The sequence below is a fragment of the Streptomyces sp. NPDC005805 genome (assembly GCF_040630445.1).
Classification (GTDB): Bacteria; Actinomycetota; Actinomycetes; order Streptomycetales; family Streptomycetaceae; genus Streptomyces.
The window spans coordinates 19,352-44,835 of the sequence record NZ_JBEXXN010000019.1 but is presented as its reverse complement, the minus strand read 5'-3'; the positions used below and the strand labels follow the sequence as shown (position 1 = coordinate 44,835).

The 25,484-nt window shown below is 73.4% G+C and carries 24 protein-coding genes; 14 read left to right on the top strand and 10 right to left on the bottom strand.

Going from position 1 to position 25,484, the window contains the following annotated elements:
• Nucleotides 1–146 precede the first annotated feature (146 nt).
• Nucleotides 147–1,607, bottom strand: coding sequence for a beta-eliminating lyase-related protein (locus ABZ457_RS13430; RefSeq protein WP_359157249.1), 1,461 nt, complete (start codon nt 1,605–1,607; stop codon nt 147–149).
• Nucleotides 1,608–1,727: 120 nt separating this feature from the next.
• On the opposite strand from ABZ457_RS13430, the gene ABZ457_RS13425 reads away from it, so the two are divergent.
• From ABZ457_RS13425 to ABZ457_RS13380, 10 genes are all read left to right on the top strand, one after another.
• Entirely contained in the window at nt 1,728–2,648 is a 921-nt protein-coding gene (locus tag ABZ457_RS13425) for a DUF2520 domain-containing protein (RefSeq protein WP_359157247.1), read from the top strand.
• 284 nt (nt 2,649–2,932) lie between these two features.
• Entirely contained in the window at nt 2,933–3,931 is a 999-nt protein-coding gene (gene panC / locus ABZ457_RS13420; RefSeq protein WP_359157390.1) for a pantoate--beta-alanine ligase, read from the top strand.
• 122 nt (nt 3,932–4,053) lie between these two features.
• A complete protein-coding gene (locus ABZ457_RS13415) occupies nt 4,054–5,721 on the top strand; it encodes an L-aspartate oxidase (RefSeq protein ID WP_359157388.1) in 1,668 nt (555 codons plus the stop codon).
• Nucleotides 5,718–6,725, top strand: a complete 1,008-nt coding sequence (gene nadC / locus ABZ457_RS13410) for a carboxylating nicotinate-nucleotide diphosphorylase (protein WP_359157245.1) — start codon at nt 5,718–5,720, stop codon at nt 6,723–6,725. Before ABZ457_RS13415 ends, nadC begins: the two co-directional genes overlap by 4 nt.
• Nucleotides 6,725–7,522, top strand: coding sequence for a type III pantothenate kinase (locus ABZ457_RS13405; protein ID WP_018850483.1), 798 nt, complete (start codon nt 6,725–6,727; stop codon nt 7,520–7,522). Before nadC ends, ABZ457_RS13405 begins: the two co-directional genes overlap by 1 nt.
• Nucleotides 7,523–7,696: 174 nt before the next feature.
• On the top strand, nt 7,697–8,356 hold the full coding sequence (locus ABZ457_RS13400; RefSeq protein ID WP_359157242.1) for a hypothetical protein: 660 nt from the start codon (nt 7,697–7,699) through the stop codon (nt 8,354–8,356).
• 14 nt (nt 8,357–8,370) lie between these two features.
• Nucleotides 8,371–8,544, top strand: a complete 174-nt coding sequence (locus ABZ457_RS13395) for a hypothetical protein (protein ID WP_359157240.1) — start codon at nt 8,371–8,373, stop codon at nt 8,542–8,544.
• Between the two features lie 99 nt (nt 8,545–8,643).
• Nucleotides 8,644–9,039, top strand: coding sequence for a BlaI/MecI/CopY family transcriptional regulator (locus ABZ457_RS13390; protein WP_359157237.1), 396 nt, complete (start codon nt 8,644–8,646; stop codon nt 9,037–9,039).
• A 9-nt stretch (nt 9,040–9,048) separates the two neighbouring features.
• A complete protein-coding gene (locus tag ABZ457_RS13385) occupies nt 9,049–9,576 on the top strand; it encodes an amino-acid N-acetyltransferase (protein WP_359157235.1) in 528 nt (175 codons plus the stop codon).
• Between the two features lie 181 nt (nt 9,577–9,757).
• Nucleotides 9,758–10,093, top strand: a complete 336-nt coding sequence (locus tag ABZ457_RS13380; protein WP_359157232.1) for an Lsr2 family protein — start codon at nt 9,758–9,760, stop codon at nt 10,091–10,093.
• Here ABZ457_RS13380 and ABZ457_RS13375 read toward each other — a convergent pair.
• A complete protein-coding gene (locus tag ABZ457_RS13375; protein ID WP_359157229.1) occupies nt 10,024–10,629 on the bottom strand; it encodes an SCO3374 family protein in 606 nt (201 codons plus the stop codon). The two genes, ABZ457_RS13380 and ABZ457_RS13375, sit on opposite strands and share 70 nt — an antisense overlap.
• A 431-nt stretch (nt 10,630–11,060) precedes the next feature.
• On the opposite strand from ABZ457_RS13375, the gene ABZ457_RS13370 reads away from it, so the two are divergent.
• Complete coding sequence (locus tag ABZ457_RS13370; RefSeq protein WP_359157227.1) at nt 11,061–13,586, top strand: ATP-dependent Clp protease ATP-binding subunit; 2,526 nt, start codon at nt 11,061–11,063, stop codon at nt 13,584–13,586.
• 105 nt (nt 13,587–13,691) lie between these two features.
• On the opposite strand, the gene dacB is transcribed toward ABZ457_RS13370, so the two are convergent.
• Nucleotides 13,692–15,356 (bottom strand): D-alanyl-D-alanine carboxypeptidase/D-alanyl-D-alanine-endopeptidase, encoded by a 1,665-nt coding sequence (gene dacB, locus ABZ457_RS13365; RefSeq protein WP_359157225.1) that lies wholly within the window; start codon nt 15,354–15,356, stop codon nt 13,692–13,694.
• Nucleotides 15,357–15,903: 547 nt separating this feature from the next.
• Here dacB and ABZ457_RS13360 point away from each other — a divergent pair.
• The gene (locus ABZ457_RS13360) at nt 15,904–16,581 is read left to right on the top strand and encodes a M23 family metallopeptidase (RefSeq protein ID WP_359157223.1); all 678 of its coding nucleotides are present in this window, start codon (nt 15,904–15,906) and stop codon (nt 16,579–16,581) included.
• Between the two features lie 17 nt (nt 16,582–16,598).
• On the opposite strand, the gene ABZ457_RS13355 is transcribed toward ABZ457_RS13360, so the two are convergent.
• Nucleotides 16,599–17,177, bottom strand: a complete 579-nt coding sequence (locus ABZ457_RS13355) for a helix-turn-helix domain-containing protein (RefSeq protein WP_359157221.1) — start codon at nt 17,175–17,177, stop codon at nt 16,599–16,601.
• Between the two features lie 112 nt (nt 17,178–17,289).
• Between ABZ457_RS13355 and ABZ457_RS13350 the strand changes: the two genes are divergently transcribed.
• Nucleotides 17,290–18,903 carry an MDR family MFS transporter gene (locus tag ABZ457_RS13350; RefSeq protein WP_359157219.1) on the top strand — a complete coding sequence of 538 codons (1,614 nt, stop codon included), beginning with the start codon at nt 17,290–17,292 and terminating at the stop codon, nt 18,901–18,903.
• 101 nt (nt 18,904–19,004) lie between these two features.
• Here ABZ457_RS13350 and cseC read toward each other — a convergent pair whose 3' ends face one another.
• The 6 genes from cseC to ABZ457_RS13320 form a co-directional block, all read right to left on the bottom strand.
• Complete coding sequence (gene cseC, locus ABZ457_RS13345) at nt 19,005–20,321, bottom strand: two-component system sensor histidine kinase CseC (protein WP_359157216.1); 1,317 nt, start codon at nt 20,319–20,321, stop codon at nt 19,005–19,007.
• 11 nt (nt 20,322–20,332) lie between these two features.
• Nucleotides 20,333–21,031, bottom strand: coding sequence for a two-component system response regulator CseB (gene cseB / locus ABZ457_RS13340; protein ID WP_359157214.1), 699 nt, complete (start codon nt 21,029–21,031; stop codon nt 20,333–20,335).
• A 2-nt stretch (nt 21,032–21,033) separates the two neighbouring features.
• A complete protein-coding gene (locus ABZ457_RS13335) occupies nt 21,034–21,723 on the bottom strand; it encodes a hypothetical protein (RefSeq protein WP_359157212.1) in 690 nt (229 codons plus the stop codon).
• Nucleotides 21,711–22,301 carry a SigE family RNA polymerase sigma factor gene (locus ABZ457_RS13330; protein WP_359157210.1) on the bottom strand — a complete coding sequence of 197 codons (591 nt, stop codon included), beginning with the start codon at nt 22,299–22,301 and terminating at the stop codon, nt 21,711–21,713. The genes ABZ457_RS13335 and ABZ457_RS13330 overlap by 13 nt, the downstream gene beginning before the upstream one ends.
• Nucleotides 22,302–22,581: 280 nt before the next feature.
• Nucleotides 22,582–23,589, bottom strand: coding sequence for an A/G-specific adenine glycosylase (locus tag ABZ457_RS13325; RefSeq protein ID WP_359157208.1), 1,008 nt, complete (start codon nt 23,587–23,589; stop codon nt 22,582–22,584).
• 89 nt (nt 23,590–23,678) lie between these two features.
• Nucleotides 23,679–24,353 carry a phosphatase PAP2 family protein gene (locus ABZ457_RS13320; protein WP_359157205.1) on the bottom strand — a complete coding sequence of 225 codons (675 nt, stop codon included), beginning with the start codon at nt 24,351–24,353 and terminating at the stop codon, nt 23,679–23,681.
• 243 nt (nt 24,354–24,596) lie between these two features.
• On the opposite strand from ABZ457_RS13320, the gene ABZ457_RS13315 reads away from it, so the two are divergent.
• Nucleotides 24,597–25,415, top strand: coding sequence for a hypothetical protein (locus ABZ457_RS13315; protein WP_359157203.1), 819 nt, complete (start codon nt 24,597–24,599; stop codon nt 25,413–25,415).
• Nucleotides 25,416–25,484: the final 69 nt, after the last annotated feature.

The following is a 25,484-nucleotide window of genomic DNA, read 5'->3' as shown; positions in this document are numbered from 1 at the left end:
CGGTCCGCGCCCGCGCGCTACCCGGGAGCACGGCCGTTCCGCGTCGGCCGCCGGGACCGCGGCTGAGCGCGGGCGGGCTGCGGCCTGCCCGGCCGGAGCCGTGCCCCGCCCGGGCCGGGCGCGTTCGTCCACGGCTCGCCCGGCCGTCAGGGCAGGCGGCGGACGAAGTCCGTGACGGCCTCGCGGACGTCCCGGGACGTCCACTCCAGGCCCTCCGCCGCCACCGTCACCTCGGTCGCGGAGATCCCCGGCGGCCTGCCGTCCGAGAGCCAGCGGCGGAACAGCGTGACACCCGTCTCCTCGGACTGCGCCAGGGCCGCCGCGTCCAGTACCTCGCTGTCGTACGGGAGCCACACCTGGAACTGGTGGGTCGCCGGAACGCGCGGGTGGACGCGGGACCACGGCACGCCCGCCTCCCGCAGGCCCTCCTCGATCGCGGCCGCGACCACCCGCGCGTGCGCGACGTACGAGGGGAGCCGGGGCAGTTCGCGCTCCAGCCCGACCAGCGCCGACAGCACGGCCGGGTACTGCTGGAAGAGCCGGCCGCCGTACCGGTGCCGCCAGGCCCGTGCCTCGTCCACCAGGGACCGCGGCCCGGCCAGGGCCGCGCCCGAGAGGCCGCCGAGGGACTTGTAGAAGGAGACGTACACGCTGTCCGCGAGGCCCGCGATCTCGGCGAGGGGGCGGCCGAAGTGCGCGGCGCACTCCCACAGCCGCGCGCCGTCGAAGTGCACCACCGCGTCCCGTTCCCGGGCCGCCGCCACGACGTCGACCAGCTCGTCCCACTCCGGCAGGACGAACCCGGCGTCGCGCAGCGGGAGTTCCAGCATCAGTGCGCCGAACGGCTCCTCGCAGTCGCGCACTTCCCCGGCGGTGGGCAGCCGCGGCGCGTCGGTGGGGTGGACGGTGCGCAGACCGCTCACCGAGGACAGGGCGGAGCGCTCGTGCACCTCCGGGTGGGCCAGCGGGTGCAGGGCCACCACCGGATCGCCGGTCCGGCCGGCCCAGCAGCGGAGCGCGACCTGCTGGGCCATGGTCCCGGTGGGGAACCAGACCGCGGCGGGGAAGCCGAGCAGCTCGGCGGTACGCCGTTCCAGCTCGGCCACGAGGCCGTCGCCGTAGAGGTCCACCGGCTCGTCCGGGGCGCAGACGGCGTCGGCGGCCTCGGTGAGGGCGGCCAGGCCCTGGCGGACGGTGCGTTCGACGGAGGTGCGGCACAGGACACGGCGGGAGGCCCGCCAGGCGGCGGTCCGGCGCCGCCGGTCGGCCTCGGGGTCGGGGTCGGGGTCGGCCTCGGGGTCCGGGTCGGTGTCGGCCTCGGTGTCCGTGTCCGTGTCCGTGTCCGGGGCGAGGCCGGGGCCGGGGCCGGGGGCCGGTCCGGGGTCCGCGCCGGCCGCCGGTTCGTCCGGTCCGGCGGCGGGAGGTTCCTCGGGGTGGTCCTCCGGCGCGGCCCCGTCCTCCTCCGCCGTGGCGGTGCCACCCCCGGCACGCGGCCCGGAACCGAATCCGGAACCGCCGTCGCCGGCGCGGCCGCCCGGCCCCTCGCCGTAGGCGTCCTGCCGGTGGTCCGGCCCGTGGGCTGTCTGTTGTTGCTTCGTATCCGTCACGGTCCGATCATCGCCCACAGCCTGTGGACAACTTTCCGGGGCGCGGCGGGCGCTGGCGTAGCATCGTGCACGAGAAATCGTCCGGTACCCGTCGCGGACTGGAACGGAAGGCACCCGCGCGTGAACGCCACACCACCACAGGAACCGCTCGACCCACGGGACCGCCCCGCCCGGCTCACCGTGGGTGTGGTCGGCGCCGGGCGCGTCGGCCCCGCCCTGGCCGCCTCCCTGGCGCTGGCCGGACACCGCCCGGTCGCGGTCTCCGGGGTGTCGGACGCCTCCCGCCGCCGGGCCGCCGCCCTGCTGCCGGACGTTCCGCTGCTGCCGCCGGCGGAGGTCCTCGACCGGGCGGAGCTGGTGCTGCTGACCGTGCCCGACGACGCCCTCCCGGGCCTGGTCGACGGGCTGGTCAAGGCCGGGTCCGTGCGGCCCGGACATCTGCTGGCGCACACCTCGGGCCGCTTCGGCGCGCGGGTGCTCGACCCGGCGACGCGGGTGGGCGCGCTGCCGCTCGCGCTGCACCCGGCGATGACCTTCACCGGCACGGCCGTGGACGTGCAGCGGCTCGCGGGCTGCTCCTTCGGCGTGACCGCGCCCGAGGAGCTGCGCCTCGCCGCCGAGGCGCTGGTCATCGAGATGGGCGGCGAGCCCGAGTGGATCGAGGAGGAGGCCCGCCCGCTGTACCACGCGGCGCTGGCCCTCGGCGCGAACCACCTGGTCACGCTGGTCGCGCAGTCGATGGAGCTGCTGCGCACGGCAGGGGTGTCCGCCCCCGACCGGATGCTCGGCCCCCTGCTCGGCGCGGCCCTGGACAACGCCCTGCGCTCGGGCGACGCGGCCCTCACCGGCCCGGTGGCCCGGGGCGATGCGGGCACGGTCGCCGCGCACGTCGCCGAGCTGCGCACCCACGCGCCCGGCGCCGTCGCCGGATACCTGGCCATGGCCCGGACGACCGCGGACCGGGCGCTGGCCCACGGCCTGCTCAAGCCGGAGCTCGCCGAAGACCTGCTGGGCGTCCTCGCGGAGGGGGACCCGAGATGAGCCGCACCACCGAGCCCGGCACGACTCCCGGTCCCGGCACGACTCCCGGTCCCGGCACGACTCCCGGTCCCGGCACGACCCCCGGTCCCGGCACGACCCCCGGTCCCGGCACGACCCCCGGTCCCGGCACGACCCCCGGTCCCGGCACCACCCCGGGCCCCGGCACCACCCCGGCCGCGGGCCCCGCCCCCGCCCCGCAAGCCGCGCCCGCCCCGGCCGACGGCGCCCCCGGCCGGGCCGCCGCCGACGCCCACGGCATCCTGCTCCTCCCCACCCGTGGCGAGCTGCGCCGCGCCCTCGCCGCCCGCGCCGCCCGCACCGGCCAGGCGTCCGCCGCCCCCGGCCGGACCGCCGTCGTGATGACGATGGGCGCCCTGCACGACGGCCACGCCGGCCTGGTCCGCGCCGCCCGCGCCCGCGTCGGCGCGGACGGCTTCGTCGTCGTCACCGTCTTCGTCAACCCGCTCCAGTTCGGCGCGGGCGAGGACCTGGACCGCTACCCCCGCACCCTGGACGCCGATCTGCGCACCGCCGCCGCGGCCGGCGCCGACGCCGTCTTCGCCCCCTCCGTCGACGAGGTGTACCCGGGCGGGGACCCGCAGGTGCGCATCACCGCCGGCCCGATGGGCACCCTGCTGGAGGGCCGGACCCGGCCCGGCCACTTCGACGGGATGCTCACCGTGGTCGCCAAACTGCTCCATCTCACCGCGCCCGACGTGGCCCTCTTCGGCCAGAAGGACGCCCAGCAGCTCGCCCTGATCCGCCGTATGGTCCGCGACCTGAACTTCCCCGTGGAGATCGTCGGCGTCCCCACCGTGCGCGAGGAGAGCGGCCTCGCCCTCTCCAGCCGCAACCAGTACCTCTCCCCGGCCGAGCGCACCACCGCCCTCGCGCTCTCCCGGGCCCTGTTCGCCGCCCGCGACCGCCTCGCGGCCCAGCACGCGCTGCACGCCCGCGCCGAGGCCGTCCCCGCCGCCCCCTCCCGGGCCGCCGCCCTGTCCGCCATGGGCGAGGCCCGGGCCGCGGCCGACGCCCACGCGGTCGCCCGCTCCGTCCCGCCCGGCGGCGCCCACGCGGTGCGCGACGCCGCCCGCGCCGTCCTCGCCGAGGCCGCCGCCGCGGCCCCGCCCCTGGAGCTGGACTACCTCGCCCTCGTCGACCCCGCCACCTTCACCGAGGTGGCCGACGACCACGCCGGCGAGGCGGTCCTCGCCGTCGCCGCCCGGGTCGGCACCACCCGCCTGATCGACAACATCCCCCTGACCTTCGGAGGCCGGCAGTGACCGGTATACGGCCCACCGCGCCCGCCGGCAGCCCGCCCGCGCCCGCCGCCCGCGCCGACGGGCCCGCCCCGGGCCCCACCGCGCCCGCCGCCCGTCTCACCGCGCCCGCCCCCGGCTGGGCGATCGAGGCCGACGTCGTGGTGGTCGGCTCCGGCGTCGCCGGTCTGACCGCCGCGCTGCGCTGCGCCGCCCGCGGCCTGAGCACCGTCGTGGTGACCAAGGCCCGTCTCGACGACGGCTCCACCCGCTGGGCGCAGGGCGGTATCGCCGCCGCCCTCGGCGAGGGCGACACCCCCGCCCAGCACCTGGACGACACCCTCGTCGCCGGCGCCGGCCTCTGCGACGAGGAGGCGGTGCTCGCCCTGGTCACCGAGGGCCCCGGAGCGGTCCGCCGGCTGATCGAGACGGGCGCCCGCTTCGACACCGACCCCGCCTCCGGCGAGATAGAACTGACCCGGGAGGGCGGCCACCACCGCCGCCGCATCGCCCACGCGGGCGGCGACGCGACCGGCGCCGAGATCTCCCGGGCCCTGGTCGACGCGGTCCGCTCCCAGGGCCTGCGCACCGTCGAGAACGCCCTGGTGCTGGACCTGCTGACCGACGCCGAGGGCCGCACCGCGGGCCTCACCCTGCACGTCATGGGCGAGGGCCAGCACGACGGCGTCGGCGCCGTCCACGCCCCCGTGGTGGTCCTCGCCACCGGCGGCATGGGCCAGGTCTTCTCCGCCACCACCAACCCCCCGGTCTCCACCGGCGACGGCGTGGCCCTCGCCCTGCGCGCCGGTGCCGAGGTCTCCGACCTGGAGTTCGTCCAGTTCCACCCCACCGTGCTCTTCCTCGGCGCGGGCAGCGAGGGCCAGCAGCCCCTGGTCTCCGAGGCGGTCCGCGGCGAGGGCGCCCATCTGGTCGACGCCGACGGCGTCCGCTTCATGCTCGGGCAGCACGAGCTTGCCGAACTCGCCCCGCGCGACATCGTCGCCAAGGCGATCACGCGCCGGATGCAGGAGCAGGGCACCGAGCACATGTACCTGGACGCGCGGCACTTCGGCGCGGCGATGTGGGAGCAGCGCTTCCCCACCATCCTCGCCGCCTGCCGGGCCCACGGCATCGACCCGGTCACCGAGCCGATCCCGGTCGCCCCGGCCGCCCACTACGCCTCCGGCGGCGTCCGCACCGATCTGCACGGCCGCACCACCGTCCCCGGCCTCTACGCCTGCGGCGAGGTCGCCTGCACCGGCGTGCACGGCGCCAACCGGCTGGCCTCCAACTCCCTGCTGGAGGGCCTGGTCTTCGCCGAGCGGATCGCGGCCGACGTGGCCGAGCGCCCGGCGAGCGGCCCGCCCGTGGAGGGCGGCGAGCGGGTCCCCCTGCTCGCCCCCGAGGCCCGCCGCGAGATCCAGCGCATCATGACCCACGGCGCCGGGGTGATCCGCACGGCCACCAGCCTGGACGACGCGGCGGACGCCCTCGAAGCCCTCTCGCTCGACGCGGCGCACGACGCCGACGAGGCCAAGCCCGCCGAGCCCGGCGTGCACTCCTGGGAGGCCACCAACCTCCTGCTCGTCTCCCGGGTCCTGGTCGACGCGGCCCGGGAGCGCACCGAGACCCGCGGCTGCCACTGGCGCGAGGACCACCCCGACCGCGACGACGCCGACTGGCGCCGCCATCTGGTCGCCCGGCTCACCCCGGACCGGAGGCTCGTCGTGCGCCGCACCGCCTCCGCCGCGTTCCCGCCCGTGACGCCCACCACCCGCACACCGACCGACGCCCCCAGGGAGCCGCAACCGTGACCACGCCAGAAGAACGTCCGGAGCCCGTGGACGTCCCGCTCATCCAGATCGGCGCCCCCGCCGGGACGGGCTGCGGCGACGGCTGCGGCTGCGGCGGCGACGAGACCTACGAGAGCGGCCTCGACCCGGCCCTCGCCGAGCTGCTGGCCGCCGCCGGTCTCGACCCCGTGCAGGTCGAGGACATCGCCCATCTCGCCATCGAGGAGGACCTCGACGGCGGTGTGGACGTGACCAGCGTGGCGACCGTCCCCCAGGACGCCGTCGCCACCGGTGACTTCACCGCCCGCGAGGCGGGCACGGTCGCGGGCCTGCGGGTCGCCGAGGCGATCCTGTCGATCGTGTGCACCGCCGAGTTCGAGGTGGAGCGGCACGTCGAGGACGGCGACCGGGTCGAGGCGGGCCAGAAGCTGCTCTCCGTCACCGCCGGCACCCGTGAGCTGCTCACCGGCGAGCGCAGCGCCCTGAACCTGCTCTGCCGCCTCTCCGGCATCGCCACCGCCACCCGGGCCTGGGCGGACGCCCTGGAGGGCACCGGCGCGCGGGTCCGCGACACCCGCAAGACCACCGTCGGTCTGCGGGCCCTGGAGAAGTACGCGGTGCGCTGCGGCGGCGGAGTCAACCACCGGATGTCCCTCTCCGACGCGGCCCTGGTCAAGGACAACCACGTGGTGGCGGCGGGCGGTGTGGCCGAGGCGTTCAAGGCCGTGCGCGACCGTTTCCCGGACCTGCCGATCGAGGTCGAGGTGGACACCCTGCACCAGGTCCGCGAGGTCCTGGACGCGGGCGCCGACCTGATCCTGCTGGACAACTTCACCCCGGCCGAGACCGAGGAGGCGGTCACCCTCACCGCCGGCCGCGCGATCCTGGAGTCCTCCGGCCGCCTCACCCTGGACAACGCGCGGGCGTACGCGGAGACGGGCGTGGACTACCTCGCGGTCGGCGGACTGACCCACTCCTCGCCGATCCTGGACATCGGTCTCGACCTGCGCGAGGTCGAGTCCTGATGCTGCTCACCATCGACGTCGGCAACACGCACACCGTCCTGGGCCTCTTCGACGGCGAGGAGATCGTCGAGCACTGGCGGATCTCCACGGACGCCCGCCGCACGGCCGACGAGCTGGCGGTCCTCCTCCAGGGGCTGATGGGCATGCACCCGCTCCTCGGGGTCGAGCTGGGCGACGGCATCGAGGGCATCGCGATCTGCTCGACCGTCCCCTCGGTCCTGCACGAGCTGCGCGAGGTGACCCGCCGCTACTACGGCGACGTCCCGGCCGTCCTGGTGGAGCCCGGCATCAAGACCGGCGTCCCGGTCCTGACCGACCACCCCAAGGAGGTCGGCGCCGACCGGATCATCAACGCGGCGGCCGCCGTCGAGCTGTACGGCGGTCCGGCCGTGGTCGTCGACTTCGGCACCGCGACCACCTTCGACGCGGTCAGCGCCCGCGGGGAGTACGTGGGCGGGGTGATCGCCCCCGGTATCGAGATCTCGGTCGAGGCCCTGGGCGTCAAGGGCGCCCAGCTCCGCAAGATCGAGGTGGTCCGCCCCCGCAGCGTGATCGGCAAGAACACCGTGGAGGCGATGCAGGCGGGCATCGTCTACGGCTTCGCCGGCCAGGTCGACGGCGTGGTCCAGCGGATGAAGCGCGAACTCGCGGACGACCCGGACGATGTGACGGTGATCGCCACCGGCGGGCTGGCGCCCATGGTGCTGGGCGAGTCCTCCGCGATCGACGAGCACGAGCCGTGGCTCACCCTGATCGGCCTGCGCCTGGTCTACGAGCGCAATATCGCGCGCATGTGACCCGGCACGCCGGTCGCCGCCCGTCCGGCGCACCGCCGCCCCACGGCCCCGGTCCCGGCCGGGGCCGTTCCCGTACGGCGGCCTCCGGGGTGCGCGCGGGACCGGACCGTGCACGCAACGCCCCCTTTCGTACCATTAAGCGACATTTGGTCGGTCGGCTCGTATGGTCGGCCCATGCCCACGCCATACGGACCCCACGGCGGCATGGCCTTCGGCGCGGACGAGCTGCGTGTGCTCCGACGCGCCCTGGCCGCCGCCCTCCATCCCGTCCCGCTCGCCGACGAGGACGTCCGGGAGTGCCTGCGACTGGCCGACTCCGTGGACGAGGCGGTGCACGAGGCCGGCCGGCTGCGTGCCTTCCTCGTCAGCGATCTCGGCCGCTACCGACGCGCTCTGCCCGGCTCGGCCGCCGGCTATCTGGACCTCCTCCAGGAGGCCCTGGGGGCCGGTTACGAACCGCGTGCCGACGACCTCGCCGCCCTGCGGGCGCTGAGCGGCAACCCGGTCGCCGCCGCCGTGCTGCGGCGCTGCCTGGACGTCACCGGGCAGTCCGTCCGGGCCCGTCTCGGACAGCAGGCGCCCCTCACCGCGCGCGTCCCCGCCCCGGCGGCGGAACCGGCTCCCACGGCGGAACCGGCCGCCGCGCCGGCCGTGCGCCGCGTCCGGCTCCACGCCCTGCCCGGCGGACGCGCGGCCGACGAGCCGAAGCCCGCCCCGCAGCAGCCCCGGCCCCGGCCGCCCGCCCCCGAGGAGAAGCCGGTGCCGAAACCCTCGGAGGTCTTCCCGCCACGCCGGAAGCCGGCGCCCCCGCCGGAGCGCCACGCCGCCGGATAGCTACTCTGGTCGGCATGGACTACGTTTCCGCGCTTCTGCCCCCCGTGGTGATGGCCGCCTTCTTCATCACCCTCGTGGTGACGATCGTCAAGAGCCAGGGCGGCCCGAACAAGGCCAAGGAGGACGCGGCCGTCGACGCCGCGCTGAGCCGCGCCGAAGCGACGCGGCAGGCCGGCACCGACGCCTGAGCGCACGACCACCGAGGACGTACGGCACGCTTCGTGCCGTACGTCCTTCGTGTTACGTCAATGGGGTTCCGGGGTGGTTTCTCCCACTATGGTGGCCGTGTGCCCCGTCAATTGGGAGAGCTCGAAGACGCCGTCATGACCCGCGTCTGGCAATGGAACCGGCCGGTCACGGTGCGGGAGGTCCTGGAAGACCTCCAGCAGGAACGCTCCATCGCCTACACGACCGTCATGACGGTAATGGACAATCTCCATCAGAAGGGCTGGGTGCGCCGGGAAGTCGACGGGCGCGCCTATCGGTATACGGCGGTCTCCACCCGCGCCGCCTACGCCGCCGCACTGATGAACGAGGCCTGGTCCCAGAGTGACAACCCCGCGGCGGCACTCGTCGCCTTCTTCGGCATGATGTCGCCGGAACAGCGGGACTCCCTGCAAGCCGCGATGCGCATCGTCCAGGGCGCCGAGGGCGGGGACCGGGCGGACGGCCCGGGGCGATAGCGTCACCCCATGGCTTATCCCGCAGCAAATGCCGTCACCGTGCGGCGGGCCCGGACCAGCGATGTCCCCGATGTCCGCCGCCTCGTCGATCCGTACGTGAGTGAAGGCATCCTGCTCGACAAAGCCACCGTCACCCTTTACGAGGCCATCCAGGAGTTCTGGGTCGCGGAACACGACGCGGACGGCCGTGTTGTCGGATGCGGCGCTCTCCATGTCATGTGGGAAGACCTCGCGGAAGTCCGCACACTCGCGGTCGATCCCGAGTTCCGGGGCCACGGGGTGGGACACCTTGTGCTCGGCGAGCTGCTGCGGACCGCGCGCTGGCTCGGGGTGCGCCGGGTTTTCTGTCTCACCTTCGAGGTGGACTTCTTCGAGAAGCACGGCTTCACCGAGATCGGGGAGTCCCAGACTCCGGTGGACACCGATGTCTACGCGGAGCTGCTGCGTTCCTATGACGAGGGAGTCGCGGAGTTCCTGGGTCTCGAACGAGTGAAGCCGAACACCTTGGGCAACAGTCGGATGCTTCTGCACCTGTGAGGCCGGCGGTACGGGGAGCCCCGGGTCGTGTGCGGGGATCGCGTGAAGCCGGGATCCCTATGTCCGAATCGCGCACGTTTCCCGTGTTCTCGGGGTTCTGAACCTCTGCCAGGGGTTTGTGTTTTCCAGGGAAAAGCGGTTTCCTTTCCGCGTACCGCATTTTTCGATGAAAGGAAATCCGGTGGCACAGAAGGTTCAGGTCCTTCTTGTCGACGACCTCGACGGCGGCGAGGCGGACGAGACGGTGACGTTCGCGCTGGACGGCAAGACCTATGAGATCGACCTCACCACCGCCAATGCCGACAAGCTCCGGAGTCTGCTCGAGCCTTACGCCAAGAACGGACGCCGTACCGGCGGCCGCGCTTCGGCCGGCCGTGGCAAGGGCCGTGCGGCGGCGGGCGGGAACAAGGACACCGCCGAGATCCGCAAGTGGGCCAAGGAGAACGGCTACAGCGTGAACGACCGCGGCCGTGTCCCGGCGGACATCCGCGAGGCGTACGAGAAGGCCAACGGCTGATTCCCCGGCTTTCCGGCGGGTGCGCGCCGAGCGCGCAGCAGCCGGAAGCGGTGGCATTCGCCGGCCGCGGTGGCCACCAGGCGCACCAGATCGGGGGCCGCGCCGCCGCCCCCGGGGCCGGCGAGAGCCGGCAGCCGCGCCTCCCGCCCGGGCGGGCGCAGCCAGCGGGCGGCGGTGGGGCGGATGCTCCCGGGCTGCGGCGGGGCGGTGATCCGCCCGCCCGCGCCGATCGCGGTGAGGTCCAGGGCCACACCGTCCCAGTCGAGCCACTGGAGCAGCCCCGGCAGCTCCTCGGCGCTTCCCGCGGCCACCAGCAGGCGCACCACGGCCCCCTCCAGTGCCACCGGCCCGGTCGCCGGTCCGCGCGCCAGGAGGGCCGCTCCCGCGTCCGCGGGCAGTTCCAGCACGTCGAAGGCCTCCCCGGTCGGCAGCTGAAGGGGAGGCCCCTCGGCCGTTTCCCAGCCGAGCGCCGTGCGGTACCAGTGCGCGGCGTCCCGCTCGGGGGACGACCGGGGGTGCGGGACGGTGAGGGCCATGTCCCGGGAACTCCTTCCGGTCCCCGATGGTTACGCAGGGTGGGGGCGACGTCGCCCGGTGTGCCGGAGTCGGGGGTGTCCCGGCGCGCGGAACGGCGCAAGGTTGTTCGCCCGTAGCTGAGGGAAGGGGTGTGCGCCGCATGGACTGTCGGTGGCGGCGGGTAAGACATTCCTAGTGGGGAGGGGCGACACGCTCGCCGGGCCGTCCCACGTTCGCCATCGGCGTACTGATGGTGGGGGTAACTGCCTGGCCTGCGGGAACATCGTCTCGCACCATCGGGTTGGAGCAGTTGTCGGCGTTCAGGGGTCAGGAGGCCACAGACGGGTGTCGGCAGTTGGAATGAGCGGTCCCCGCTTGCGGGACTAAGCTGCGGAAGGACAGGGAGGGGACCGACCCCTTACTGCCTGACCGCTCTGAGGAGCGATTAACGATGTTCGAGAGGTTCACCGACCGCGCGCGGCGGGTTGTCGTCCTGGCTCAGGAAGAAGCCCGGATGCTCAACCACAACTACATCGGCACCGAGCACATCCTCCTGGGCCTTATCCACGAGGGTGAGGGTGTCGCCGCTAAGGCCCTGGAGAGCCTCGGGATTTCGCTCGAGGCGGTCCGCCAGCAGGTGGAGGAGATCATCGGCCAGGGCCAGCAGGCCCCGTCCGGGCACATCCCCTTCACGCCCCGTGCCAAGAAGGTCCTGGAGCTGTCGCTCCGCGAGGCCCTTCAGCTCGGCCACAACTACATCGGCACCGAGCACATCCTGCTCGGCCTGATCCGCGAGGGCGAGGGCGTCGCCGCCCAGGTCCTCGTGAAGCTGGGCGCCGATCTCAACCGGGTGCGGCAGCAGGTCATCCAGCTGCTCTCCGGATACCAGGGCAAGGAGGCCGCCACGGCGGGCGGCCCGGCCGAGGGCACGCCCTCGACCTCCCTCGTCCTCGACCAGTTCGGCCGGAATCTCACCCAGGCCGCCCGCGAGTCCAAGCTCGACCCGGTCATCGGGCGCGAGAAGGAGATCGAGCGGGTCATGCAGGTGCTGTCCCGCCGCACGAAGAACAACCCCGTGCTCATCGGCGAGCCCGGCGTCGGCAAGACGGCGGTCGTCGAGGGCCTGGCGCAGGCCATCGTCAAGGGCGAGGTGCCCGAGACCCTCAAGGACAAGCACCTCTACACCCTCGACCTGGGCGCCCTGGTCGCCGGCTCCCGGTACCGCGGTGACTTCGAGGAGCGCCTGAAGAAGGTGCTCAAGGAGATCCGCACCCGCGGCGACATCATCCTGTTCATCGACGAGCTCCACACCCTCGTGGGTGCGGGTGCCGCCGAGGGCGCGATCGACGCGGCGTCCATCCTGAAGCCGATGCTGGCCCGCGGTGAGCTGCAGACCATCGGCGCCACCACGCTGGACGAGTACCGCAAGCACCTGGAGAAGGACGCGGCCCTGGAGCGCCGCTTCCAGCCCATCCAGGTCGCGGAGCCGTCGCTGCCGCACACCATCGAGATCCTCAAGGGTCTGCGCGACCGCTACGAGGCGCACCACCGGGTCTCCATCACGGACGAGGCGCTGGTCCAGGCCGCCACCCTGGCCGACCGGTACATCTCGGACCGCTTCCTGCCGGACAAGGCGATCGACCTGATCGACGAGGCCGGTTCCCGGATGCGCATCCGTCGGATGACCGCGCCGCCGGACCTGCGCGAGTTCGACGAGAAGATCGCCGGTGTCCGCCGGGACAAGGAGTCCGCGATCGACTCCCAGGACTTCGAGAAGGCGGCTTCCCTCCGTGACAAGGAGAAGCAGCTGCTGGCGGCGAAGGCCAAGCGGGAGAAGGAGTGGAAGGCCGGCGACATGGACGTCGTCGCCGAGGTCGACGGCGAGCTGATCGCCGAGGTCCTGGCCACGGCCACCGGTATCCCGGTCTTCAAGCTGACCGAGGAGGAGTCCTCGCGTCTGCTCCGCATGGAGGACGAGCTCCACAAGCGCGTCATCGGTCAGAAGGACGCCATCAAGGCCCTTTCCCAGGCCATCCGCCGTACGCGGGCCGGTCTGAAGGACCCGAAGCGTCCCGGTGGCTCGTTCATCTTCGCCGGCCCGTCCGGTGTCGGTAAGACCGAGCTCTCCAAGACGCTCGCCGAATTCCTCTTCGGCGACGAGGACGCGCTGATCTCCCTCGACATGTCGGAGTTCAGCGAGAAGCACACGGTTTCCCGTCTCTTCGGTTCCCCGCCCGGATACGTGGGTTACGAGGAGGGCGGCCAGCTCACCGAGAAGGTGCGCCGGAAGCCGTTCTCCGTCGTCCTCTTCGACGAGGTCGAGAAGGCCCACCCCGATATCTTCAATTCCCTTCTGCAGATCCTGGAGGACGGTCGTCTGACCGACTCCCAGGGCCGCGTCGTGGACTTCAAGAACACCGTCATCATCATGACGACCAACCTCGGGACCCGGGACATCTCCAAGGGCTTCAACCTGGGCTTCGCCGCCCAGGGCGACGTCAAGACGGGCTACGAGCGGATGAAGGCGAAGGTCAACGAAGAGCTCAAGCAGCACTTCCGGCCCGAGTTCCTCAACCGTGTCGACGACACGGTCGTCTTCCACCAGCTCACCGAGGAAGACATCATCCAGATCGTCGACCTGATGATCGCCAAGGTGGACGAGCGTCTGAAGGACCGGGACATGGGCATCGAGCTCAGCTCCACGGCCAAGTCGCTCCTCGCCAAGAAGGGCTACGACCCGGTCCTGGGCGCCCGGCCGCTGCGCCGGACGATCCAGCGCGAGATCGAGGACGTGCTGTCGGAGAAGATCCTCTTCGGCGAGCTGCGCCCCGGTCACATCGTGGTCGTGGACACCGAGGGCGAGGGTGAGGAGAAGAAGTTCACCTTCCGCGGCGAGGAGAAGGCGGCACTGCCGGACGTCCCGCCGATCGAGCAGGCGGCCGGTGGCACCGGGCCCAACCTGTCGAAGGACGCGTGACGGCCCTGCGGGCCGGTTGACGTGAGGGTCGGCCCCGGATCCGAGAGGATCCGGGGCCGACCCTTTTCCGTGTGCCCGAGCGGGCCGCGCGCCGCGGCGGGGCGTTCAGCAGCGGGCGGGCTTGCGCCAGGAGCACTCGACGGTGGTGTCCGGCTCCGCCGAGCGGGCCGCGGGCGGGGTGGCGGCCCGGATGACGCCCCCGGCGGTGTCCGAGGAGGCCAGGGTCACCACGACCGCGTCCTCGACGCCCTTCACGGAGGACGCCAGATAGTTGTTGAGCACGATCGAGAAGACGAGTTCCCGGCCCGCCGCGTCCGTGACATAGCCGGACAGGGCCGAGGCCCCGGTGAGGGAGCCCGTCTTGGCGCCGGCGTTCAGAGCCGCCGGGGTGCCGCACATCCGGGTGCGCAGGGTGCCGCCCACCGCCCGGTCCGGGGCGCAGGCCACCGGCAGGGAGGCGTGCCAGTCCGCGTACCAGGGGGCGTCGCGGACGGAGAGCAGCAGGCCGGTCAGCTCCTCGGCCGGGAAGAGGTTCATCCGGGAGAGGCCGGAGCCGTCCGTCTGCCGCAGGGTCTCCGTGCGCACCCCGCGTTCCGCGAGGGCTCCCCGCACGGCCGCCAGGCCCGCGGTCCAGGTGCCCCGGCCCGCCTCCTCGCGGCCGATCGTCTTCACCAGGGCCTCGGCGTGCATGTTGTTGGAGAGCTTCATGAAGGGGTGCATCACCTCCTTGAGCGGCATCGAGCGGTGCTCCGCCAGGACGCGCGCGCCGGGCGGGGCGGGGACACCGAGCCGGAGCGCCCCCGCGACCCGGACGCCGTGGGCGGCGAGGGCGTCGGCGAAGACGGCGGTCGCGTAGCCGGTCGGGTCCTGGACGGCGATCCACTCCTTGGCGGTCGCGGCACCCAGCGGGACGCTCCCGGAGACGGTGACGGTGGCCGAGCCGTGCTCACGGCCGACGGACAGGGTGTCCGGGGAGCCCTCGGCGACGGTGGTGGCGCGTACGTCCACCCGGACCCCGTCGGCGGCGGGGACGGTCCGCACCCGTGGCCGGGCACCGGGCCGGTCCCCCGGGGCGACCTCGACGACCACGGTCCCGGCGTCGTAGTCGGTGTCCGGGGCGAGGGTCAGCGCGGAGATCCCGGCCGAGTAGTACGCGGACTCGTCGTCCGCGGCCCAGGACCGGCCGAGCCGCTCGGCGTCGAAGGCCGTGTCGTCGGCGAGGAGGCGGCCGGTGACCCGCTTGACCCCGGCGGCGGCGATCTGCGCGGCCAGCCGCTCGTAGTCGGCGGCCAGCAGGGTCGGGTCGCCGCTGCCGCGCAGATACAGGTCGCCCTTGAGGGTGGACCCCTGGCGGCTGCCGGTGGCGAGGACGTCGGTGGTCCAGCGGTGGTCCGGTCCGAGCAGGTCCATGGCGGCGACCGAGGTGGCGATCTTGGTGTTGGAGGCGGGCATCAGCCGGTCGCCGCCGTCGCGCCGGTAGAGGCGTTCACCGGTGGTGGCGTCGGCGACCACGACGCCCGCGGCCCCGCCGTCCAGCCGGGCGTCGGCGAGGATCGCGTCGATCTCCTTCTTCAGCCCGGTGTCCGAGGGGCCCGCGCCGGCCGGTGAGCTCCACAGGAGGGTGCAGGCCAGGGCGGCCGCGGCCCAGCCCCAGGCCCGGCGCGGGACGGTCCGCGGCGGGCGGGACAGGACGGCGCGGCGACGGCGGCCGGGGGTGCCGGGACGGGGTGACGGGGGGTGGGGGAGCGCGGGATTCAGGGGTCTCCTCATGGCACGGGAGGATCCCGCACCCCGGCGCCCGTCGGAAGGACGCCGGGGACAGTCGTGTCATGTGGCACCGGTCACCCTCAAATCGCCCAAAACGGACAGGGGTTGGGTTCATCCGAACGGGTCTTCCGGGTGGCCCGGGTCACCTTTACGGGCCTCTGGGGCAGAGGTCGCCGTGACAAGGCGCACAGGGCAAAACGGACCTACTACGCGGAATAGTGCGGTCGCGCGGGGCTCCGCCCGGGCCCCCGGTCCCGGGTGGGGCGGGACCTTCGGCCCCCGGGGCGGCCGGGAGGGTGTGCGCCCGGCCGCTCCTGGCCCAGCCGGGCCCCGACGTGCGCCTAAACCCGTCTCAAGACGGACATGTCAGCATGATTCCGGGGCCTTCGGGTGAGGGGTGCTCGGGGTGCCGGAAGTTCGATTCCCCCGGTTCGTCCTACGAGGCGATGTCGTAGATAGGGCGTTTTGGGCGAGTTGGGGTGGCGGGTTACCAATGTGGAGCCAGCCCGGCGAGCACGCCGGGGCCATTCATGCCCGGAGGTTCTCCCGTATGTCGAAGCGCACCATGATCCACCGTCTCCGCCCGTCCGTGCTCCGTACCCGTGGGGCTGTCGTGGCCGCCGGAATGGGCGCCGTGATGGTCGTCGGAGCCGGTGCGGGTGTCGCCTCCGCCGATGCGGGCAAGGCGACCAAGCCGGTTGCCGCGAACGCCGCCTCCGCCGTCGCGGCCCAGGCCGACGCGCAGGCCAAGGCCGCCGCCAAGAAGGCGGACGCCAAGAAGGTCGCGAAGAAGAAGGCCAAGAAGGCCCCGTCCTGGGTCAAGCCGGTCAACAATTACACCCTGACCGCCAGCTTCGCCCAGGGTGGCGCCATGTGGTCGGCCAAGCACTCCGGCCAGGACTTCGCCGTGCCGATCGGCACCCCGGTGAAGGCGGTCAACGGCGGCACCGTCGTCAAGGCCGGCGCGAACGGCGGCGGCGACGGCCCGGCGTACGGCAACGCGATCGTGATCAAGCACGCCAACGGCAAGTACTCGCAGTACGCCCACCTGTCGAAGATCAACGTCTCGGTGGGCTCCAAGGTGAAGACCGGCCAGCTCATCGCGAAGTCCGGCAACACCGGCAACTCGTCCGGCCCGCACCTGCACTTCGAGATCCGCACCACCCCGAACTACGGCTCGGCGCTCAACCCGGCCAACTTCCTGCGGGGCGTCGGCGTCACCATCTGACGCACGGCGTCAGGGACTCACCCCTGGGCGTGATGTGCCTGGGTGATCAGATCGAGGGCGACTTCGAGGACGGCTTCACGCTTCTCCTCGGGGTCGCCCTCGACGTCTCTCATCGCGTACATCGTGGCGTGCATGGTGAAGAGCGCCGAGAAGCAGCGGACCTGGTCGACGATGGCCGCGTCCGGCTCCCGGAACAGCGCGAGCATCCCGATCATGCGGTCCTTGAAGGACTCGCCGATGCTCAGCTCCCGCAGGGTCGCCTGGTTCTCCTGCATGAAGCGGAAGAGGGGCGCGGCGTTGTGGAGGGCGGCGCCGTAGCGGCGCAGCACCTCCTTCTTGGTCTCCAGGGTCCGGGGCTGCTCCCGGGCCCATTCGATCAGCTCGTCGATCGGACGGGTCAGGTCCGTGAAGAGGCTGACCACGATGTCTTCCTTGGTCTTGAAGTGGTAGTACAGCGCGGCCTTGGTGACGTCGAGGGCCTCGGCGATCTCGCGCAGGGAGGTCTTCTCGTAGCCCTGCTCGGCGAAGAGCTCCAGGGCGACGTCCTGAATGCGCTGGCGGGTGTCGCCCCTGCGCGGCTGCCGTGAGGTGCCCATGGTGCTGTCTCCGCTCCCGAGAACTTACTTGACGACCGGCAAGTTACAGGTCTACCGTCCCCCAGTGTAGTAACTAGCCGGGCGGCAAGTAAGCAGCAGGGGAGCGGGAACGATGGCGGAGACGGCACCCACGGGGGCCTCGGGGAAGGCCGCGGAGAGCGGCGGCCACGACGGAGGCGGGGGCGCGGCGGACAAGCCGGCCCGCAGTGTGCGGACGGTGATGTTCGCGCTCATGATCGCGATGCTGCTGGCCATGCTCGACAACATGATCATCGGCACCGCGATGCCCACGATCGTGGGCGAGCTGGGCGGCCTGGAGCATCTGTCCTGGGTGGTCACCTCCTACACCCTCGCCACCGCCGCCTCCACCCCGATCTGGGGCAAGCTCGGCGACCTCTACGGTCGCAAGGGCGTCTTCCTCACCGCGATCGTCGTCTTCCTCATCGGCTCGGCGACCAGCGGCATGGCCCAGGACATGGGTCAGCTCATCGGCTTCCGCGCGGTGCAGGGGCTGGGCGCCGGCGGCCTGATGGTCGGTGTGATGGCGATCATCGGCGACCTGGTGCCCCCGCGGGAGCGCGGCCGCTACCAGGGCATGATCGCCGGGATCATGGCCGTGGCCATGATCGGCGGCCCGCTGGTCGGCGGCACCATCACCGACCACCTCGGCTGGCGCTGGAGCTTCTACATCAACCTGCCGCTGGGAGCCGTGGCCCTCGCCATGGTCACCGCCGTCCTCCAGCTGCCCCGCACCCCGCGCCGGAAGGCGCGGATCGACTACGCGGGCGCGGCCCTGCTGACCGTCGGCATCACCGCGATCGTGCTGGTGACCACCTGGGGCGGCACGGAGTACGCCTGGACCTCGACCGTGATCATGGAGCTGATCGCCGTCGGCACCGTCTCCCTGGTGGCCTTCCTGTTCGTCGAGGCCAGGGCCGCGGAACCGATCATGCCGCTGCACATCTTCCGCAACCGCAACTTCACCCTGATGTCGGTGATCGGCTTCTTCGCGGGCTTCGTGATGTTCGGCGCGGTCCTCTTCCTGCCGCTCTTCCAGCAGTCGGTGCAGGGCGCCTCCGCGACCAACTCCGGGCTCCTCCTCCTGCCCATGCTGATGGCGATGCTCGTCGTCTCGATGGTCGCCGGGCGCATCACCACCAGCACCGGCCGCTACCGGGTCTTCCCCATCGCGGGCGGCGCGCTGATGTCCGCGGGACTGCTGCTGCTCTCCACCATGGACACGGAGACCTCCCGGTGGACGGCGGGCGTCTTCATGGCGGTGCTGGGTGCCGGGATGGGCTTCCTGATGCAGATCACCATGCTGGTCGCGCAGAACAGCGTGGAGATGAAGGACATGGGCGTGGCCTCCTCCACGGCCACCCTCTTCCGCACCCTCGGCAGCTCCTTCGGCGTCGCCGTGATGGGCGCGCTGTTCACCGGACGGGTCCAGTCGGAGATGGCGGCACGCGGCGGGGAGCAGGCCACCGCGGGCTCCGCACAGCTCGACGCCGCGAGCCTGGCGAAGCTCCCGGACGCGGTGCGCGAGGCGTACGAGTACGCGGTGGCCTCCGGCACGCACCTGGCGTTCCTGGTGGGCGGCTGTCTCGCGGTGGTGACCGTGGTGGCGGCGCTCTTCGTCACCGAGGTCCCGCTGCGGGGCGCGGGCCCCGAGCCGGTCGATATCGGTGGCGGGAAGCCGGCGGAGACGGTGGCGCACCGGGGCTGACAGGGCGCCCACCGGGGCCGACCGCGCCCGGGCGCCCCGCGGTGTCCCCGCGCGGCGCGCGCCCCCTCGGCCCGACTCGGCTCGGCCGAAGGGGGCGCCCGTCAGTCGCCCAGCGAGAGGATCGGGAAGCTGCCGGTCGTCGTCGGCGCGTGCTCCGGCAGCCACAGGACGGCGATCGCCCCGCCCGTCGCGCCCGGCGGCGTCGCCCCCCGCGGGGCCGCGTTCCGGAAGGTCAGCCGTGCGCCGAGGACCCGGGCCTGGCCCGCCGCGATGGTCAGGCCCAGGCCGTGGCCGGTCCCGGCCCGGTCGCTGGCCCCCGTACGGAAGCGGCTCGGGCCCTCGCGCAGCAGCGCCTCCGGGAAGCCGGGGCCGTGGTCCCGCACCCGGACGACCCGGCCCTCGACCGTGACCTCGATCGGGTCCCGCCCGTACTTCACGGCGTTGGTGAGCAGATTGCCGAGGATGCGCTCCAGCCGCCGCGGGTCGGTGTTCACCCATGACTCGTGGACGATGTTCACCGAGGCGTCCGGATGCAGCACGCGCACCCGCCGGGCGACGAACTCGCCGAGCTGGATCTCCTGGAGCTCGGCCCGCTCCGACGCGCTGTCCAGCCGGGCCACCTCCAGCACGTCCTCGACCAGGGTGCGCAGGGCCTGTGCCCGGTCGCGCACCAGCTCGGTCGGCCGGCCCGGCGGCAGCAGCTCGGCGGCCGTCAGCAGACCGGTCACCGGGGTCCGCAGCTCGTGCGCGATGTCCGCCGTCACCCGGCGCTCGGCCTCGATCCGGGCCTGGAGGGCGTCGGTCAGACCGTCCACCGCGCGGGCCAGGTCGTCGGTCTCGTCCCGCACCACACCGCCGATCGCGTCCTTGACCCGGACCTCGGTGTTGCCCGCCGCCACCTGCCGGGCGGCCGCGGCCGCCTTGCGCAGCCGGCGGGAGAGCTGCCCGCCGATCAGGACGCCGAGCGCCGAGCCCGCGAAGACCACCGACACCGAGCCGATCACCAGCGCCCGGTCCAGGTCCTTGATCACGGTGGCGCTGCGGCCGCCGAACTCGGTGCGCAGCGAGAGGACGTCCCCGTTGGCCAGCGGCACCGCCGCCCAGATCTCCGGGGTCCGCCCGCTGTCGTCCACATAGGTGCCGCGCCGGTTCTCGCGCATCAGCTTCTGCAGCTCGGCGGGGAGCGCCGGGTCGTTGACCTTGCTGCTGAAGCGCGGATCGCGGTTCTTGGACGACTCGTACCAGCGCTGGGCGAGCAGGATCCGGTCCATCTGCACATCGCGCGCGTTGTCCAGCATCGAGACACGGGCCGCGTTGTGCACCACCAGGCTGAGCGCCGCCGCGATCAGCGCGCCCACGGCCGCGATGGCGACGCTGATCTTCCAGCGGACCCCGGTGCGCAGGTCGGGTCGTCTCATGAGCCGTGCACTCACGCCTTGAGCTTGTAGCCGAAGCCCCGGACCGTCTCGATCCGGTCCTGGCCGATCTTGGTGCGCAGCCGCTGCACATGCACGTCCACCACGCGTGTGTCGCCGCCCCACCCGTACTCCCACACACGCTCCAGCAGCTTGTCGCGGGAGAGGACGGTGCCCGGGGCGGCCGAGAACTCCAGCAGCAGCCGCATCTCGGTCGGGGTGAGCCCGACCGGCTCCCCGGCGCGGCGCACCTCCATGCCCTCGGTGTCGATCTCCACGTCCCCGAAGACCAGGGCGCCGTCCTGCTCCTCCTCGTCCCCCGTCTCGCCGGAGGCCCCGGTCGCGTGCCCGAAGCGCCGCAGGACCGCGCGGATCCGGGCGACCAGGACCGCGCCGTCGAAGGGCTTGGTGACGTAGTCGTCCGCGCCCGCCTCCAGGCCGAGGACCACGTCGATCGCGTCCGCGCGCGCCGACAGCATGATCACCGGGACCGTGGACTCGTCCCGGATCCTGCGGCACAGGCTCACGCCGTCCAGGCCCGGCACCATCACGTCCAGCAGGGCGATGTCGGGCCGGTCGGCCCGGAACGCCTCCAGGCCCAGCAGCCCGTCGGGCACCGCGGTGACCGTGAAGCCGACCCGCTCCAGGGCGAGCTGGGTGGCCTCGCGGATGACGTCGTCGTCCTCGACGAACAGCACATGGGTCTCGGCCATCGTCAGCTCTCGTCCGCCGGGTCGGGGGCCTCCGAGGGGAGGACGTCGCCCTCGCCCACCGAACGGCTGTACTCGTTGCGCACCCAGTACTGCTGGGTGAAGCGGTCGCCCGCCCACCGGTACGTGGTGACCTCCTCGCCCGAGGGCTCGGACACCGGATCGCCCGAGGCGTACACCGGCCGGGTCACCACCAGGTCGCCGCGGTCGATCGCCGCGTACACCGAGGGCTCCTCGGCGGTGAAGACGTTCTTGTAGCCCTTGCCGTCCTCGCGGTACACATACGTGCCCATTCCGACGGCGTCCCCGCAGGTCATCACGTTGACCACGACATCGGGGGCGCCGGCGCCGGTCAGGGTGCCGTAGGAGGTGTCCACGGGGTACGAGTCCCGGGCGCACGGCCGCAGGTCCGCCTTGACCCGGTCGCTGACCTTCGGGTCGCTCTTCAGCAGCCGGACCGCGTCCACGGCATCGGTGAAGCGGCTCGCGTCCGGGGACGGCGCGGCGGACGGGGTGGCCTTCGCGACCGTGTCGGAGGGCGCCGCTCCCTCGTCCTGCACCCCGGAACCGCCGGTGGAGCAGCCGGCGGAGAACAGGGCCAGGGCGGCCAGCACGGCCGCCGCCGTACCACCCGCCCTGCCGCTGAGGCCGCTGTCGCCGCCGTTGTCCGTGCCTCTGCCTCTCAGGCCGCGCACCGCTCCCGCTCCCGTCCGCCCTGCCGCGGGACGCGCCGCGGTTCCTGGATACGCCGCGCGGCCTCGCGCTCGCCGGCGCGGCCGTCCAGGTCGCGCGACTGGAGCTCTTGGCGGAGCTTGGCGAGTGCCCGGTGCAGCGTGCTCTTCACCGTACCCGCAGACATCCCCAGCGCGGCGGCGGTCTCCTCGGTGCTCATCTGCTCCCAGTGGCGGAGCACCACCACGCTGCGCTGCTTGGGTGCGAGGACGTCCAGCAGCTCGATCAGGAGCGCGCGGTCGGCGCGCTGCTCGGCGCCGTCCTCCACGCTCGCGTCGGGAAGCTGCTCGGTCGGGACCTCCTCCAGCTTGCGGGCGCGCCACCACTCGGTCCGGGTGTTGATCATGACGCGGCGGAGGTAGGCGTCGGCGAGGGACTTGTCCGAGATCCCGTCCCAGCGGCCGTATGTGCGGACCAGCGCGGTCTGCAGCAGGTCCTGCGCGTCGACCGGGTCGGGCACGAGGCGGCGCGCGCTGCGCAGCAGGGCCTCCTGCCGCGTCCGTACGTACTCCTCGAACTCGAGCACCTCTCCGTGCGCCATGCGTACCGCCTCCGTCCCCGTGAATCCCCGTGTGGTCTTGCGGAACAGGACGCTACGGAGGCGTTGTCACGGCGTTGTGCGGGACAGCCGTCGGCGGACGCACGGGCATCCATCGGTTGTGTAACGGGGGCGTCCCGGGCCGGCCACGGTCCGTGTCCGGTGGGGGTGCGGGTGTTCAGAGGCGGGGCGGACGGGTGGTGCGGTGGTGCGGTGGTGCGCGGGCGGGGCGTTCACGGGCGGGACGGCGTGGTGCGCGGGCGGGGCCGGGGCCCCGCCCGGGTCAGGGCCGGCCGGCCGCGGGGCCGCTGCCCGGTCCGGTGACCGGACGGCCCGCCGGGAGCCGGTAGCGGGCGCCGTCGAGGGGTTCGACCAGACCGTCCGCGACCAGGCCGTCCAGGGCGCGGGCCCGCTGCACCGGCTCGTCCCACACGGCGTCCAGCGCCGACTGCGGCACCGGCCCGGCGGCCTCCCTCAGCACCGCCAGCAGCCGGCCCCGGACCTGGCGGTCCGTCCCCGCGTACGTCTGGCCCCGGCGCGCGGGCCCGTCGTGGGCGGGCTTGCCCGCGAGCCGCCAGGCGCAGCGCTCCGCGATCGGGCAGCGCCCGCAGTCCTCGTTGCGCGCGGTGCACACCAGCGCCCCGAGCTCCATCGAGGCCGCCGCCCAGCGGGCCGCCGTCGCCTCGTCCTCGGGGAGCAGCGCCCGGGCCAGCCGGCGCTCTGCCGCGGTGGTCGCGTTCGGCGGGTACTGGACCCCGCCGGCGGCGCGGGCGAACACCCGGCGGACGTTGGTGTCCAGGACCGCGTGCCGCCTGCCGTACGCGAAGGAGGCCACCGCCGCCGCCGTGTACTCGCCGATGCCCGGCAGCGCGAGCAGTTGCGCGTGCTCGCTCGGCACCTCGCCGCCGTGCCGTTCCGCTATGGCCTGGGCCGCGCCGTGCAGCCGCAGCGCGCGGCGCGGATAGCCGAGCCGCCCCCAGGCGCGCACGGCCTCGCCGGGCGCCTCGGCCGCCAGGTCCGCGGGGCGGGGCCAGCGGGCCATCCACTGCTCGTACACCGGCAGGACCCGGGAGACCGGTGTCTGCTGGAGCATGAACTCGCTGACCATCACACCCCAGGCGCCGGCCTCGGGGCGGCGCCAGGGCAGATCGCGGGCGTGCTGCTCGAACCAGGCGATGACCGGGGTGTGCAGAGCCGCGGGATCGACGGCGGCGGAGGTGCCAGCGGCCGAGGCGTCGGCGGCGGGGGCGGAGGGGGTGTCGGACGTCTGGGATGCGTGAGTGGCAGTCATGGCCTTCCGATCCTGGCACGTTCCGGCGGGCGCGTGCCGCAGGCTGGGTCAGGCTCGGTGCGCCAGGTGACGGCTGACCGCCGGGTGGGTCAGCCGCGGTGCGCCCGGTGGCGGCCCGGCGCGGGGGACTGGGGAGGGACGGGACCCGCCTCGGTCAGCGGCCCGGGGCCGGCGAACCAGAGGACGAGCCCGTTGCGACTGGTGCGCATCGTGGTCAGCAGCCGCTCGGCGGGCCGGCGCAGCAGCAGCACGAAGACCCAGGCGACCAGGGCGCCGACGACCAGGCCCACCGCGACGTCGTGCGGGTAGTGCACCCCGACGAAGACCCGGGAGAAGGCCATGAGCACGGCCATCGGCACGGTGAGCAGCCAGATCCGCGGCCAGACCAGGACGAGGGCGAGCGCGGCGGCACCGGCGATCGCCGAGTGGTTGCTCGGGAAGGACCAGTCCCCGGTGGGCGGGCAGGTCACGATCGAGGGCGCGGCCTCGGTGACGGTGCGGCACGGGCGTTCCTCGTCCACCACGGACTTGAAGGTCTCGCTGAACAGATAGCCCGCGGCCGTCGCCAGCGGGGCCAGCACGGCGACCGCTATGAACCGGGCGTCCCGGGTGCGGCCCTGCCACCAGCCCACGACGAACAGGGCACCGAAGATCAACAGCCCTGCCTCCGTCCACACTTGGGCGAGGAGGTGCACCCACTCGGGGGTGCCGTGGGCGAATTCGGTGATGTCGCGGTAGAGGCCGCGGGTGATGCTGCTGTCCATGGGCACGGACGGTACCCTGCGCCGTCACCCGGCCGTTCCGCGCGGTCCACCCGGCGTTCGCCGAAGGCCGTTCCGGGGTCTTTGGATCGTGGCCGCCGGGGCGCGGTCGGGTGCTGTCGGGCTCCGACGGTCGGTGGCCGGGCGCGCCGAAATGATCATCAGCAGAAGGATGATCGGCAGAACTTCGCTCTCCGGCGGCGGGTGGGGCGGGAGTTGGGCCGGATCTCTCGTAGAGTTCGGTGCGTGGGATCTCTGCGCAATCCGATCGGGCCGCTTCCCTCCTCCATCTACTGGCGACGGAGGGCAGTCGCGCTGTCCCTGGTCGCCCTGCTGGTGGTGCTGGTCGTCTGGGCGGTCACCTCGGGTGGCGGCGACGGCTCCAAGGGCCGGTCGGAGGGCAAGAACCCGGACCCGGCACCCACCATCTCCGCCGGCCCCGACCCCTCCGGCCCCGCGATCAGCGAGCAGCCCGGCGGCCGTGACGACGCGGGCGGCACCGGCGACGGGGGCAACGGCTCGGGCGGCGGCCCGGGTTCCGGCGGCGCGGACGCGGGCGGTTCCACCGGCGGTGACGGGGACGGCGCCTCCGGCGGTGCCGGCGCGGGCGGCGCGAGCGGGGCCACGGGTGGCGCCGGCCAGCAGGTCCCGGCGGGCTCCTCGCTGCCGAACTGCGCGCCGGGCGCGCTGAAGCTGACCCTGAAGACCACCAAGGTCTCCTACGGGCCGGGCGAGAAGCCCTCGTTCCGGCTTGTCGTCACCAACTCCTCGGCCACCACCTGCAAGGCGGACTTCGGGCCGAAGGCCGCGGTACTCACCGTCGTGGACGCGGAGGACGAGGACGTGTGGTCCTCCCGCGACTGCCCCCGCAGCGCACCGCCCCGGCTGCTGCGCGTCCCGGCGAACGGGACCATCACGCACACCGTCGACTGGGACCGCAAGCGCAGCACCGAGCGGTGCGCGACCCCCGACGCGGGCAGCGCGGGCGCGGGCACCTATCTCGTCGAGGCCGCCTTCCCCGGGGTGAAGGTGCTGCCGGCGACCTTCCGCATCGAGAAGGACTGAACCGGAAGGGCGGGACCTGAGCCCGGCCCGCCGCCCGCCGGTGGCCCGTTGACGGGCCGGGGCGGACGG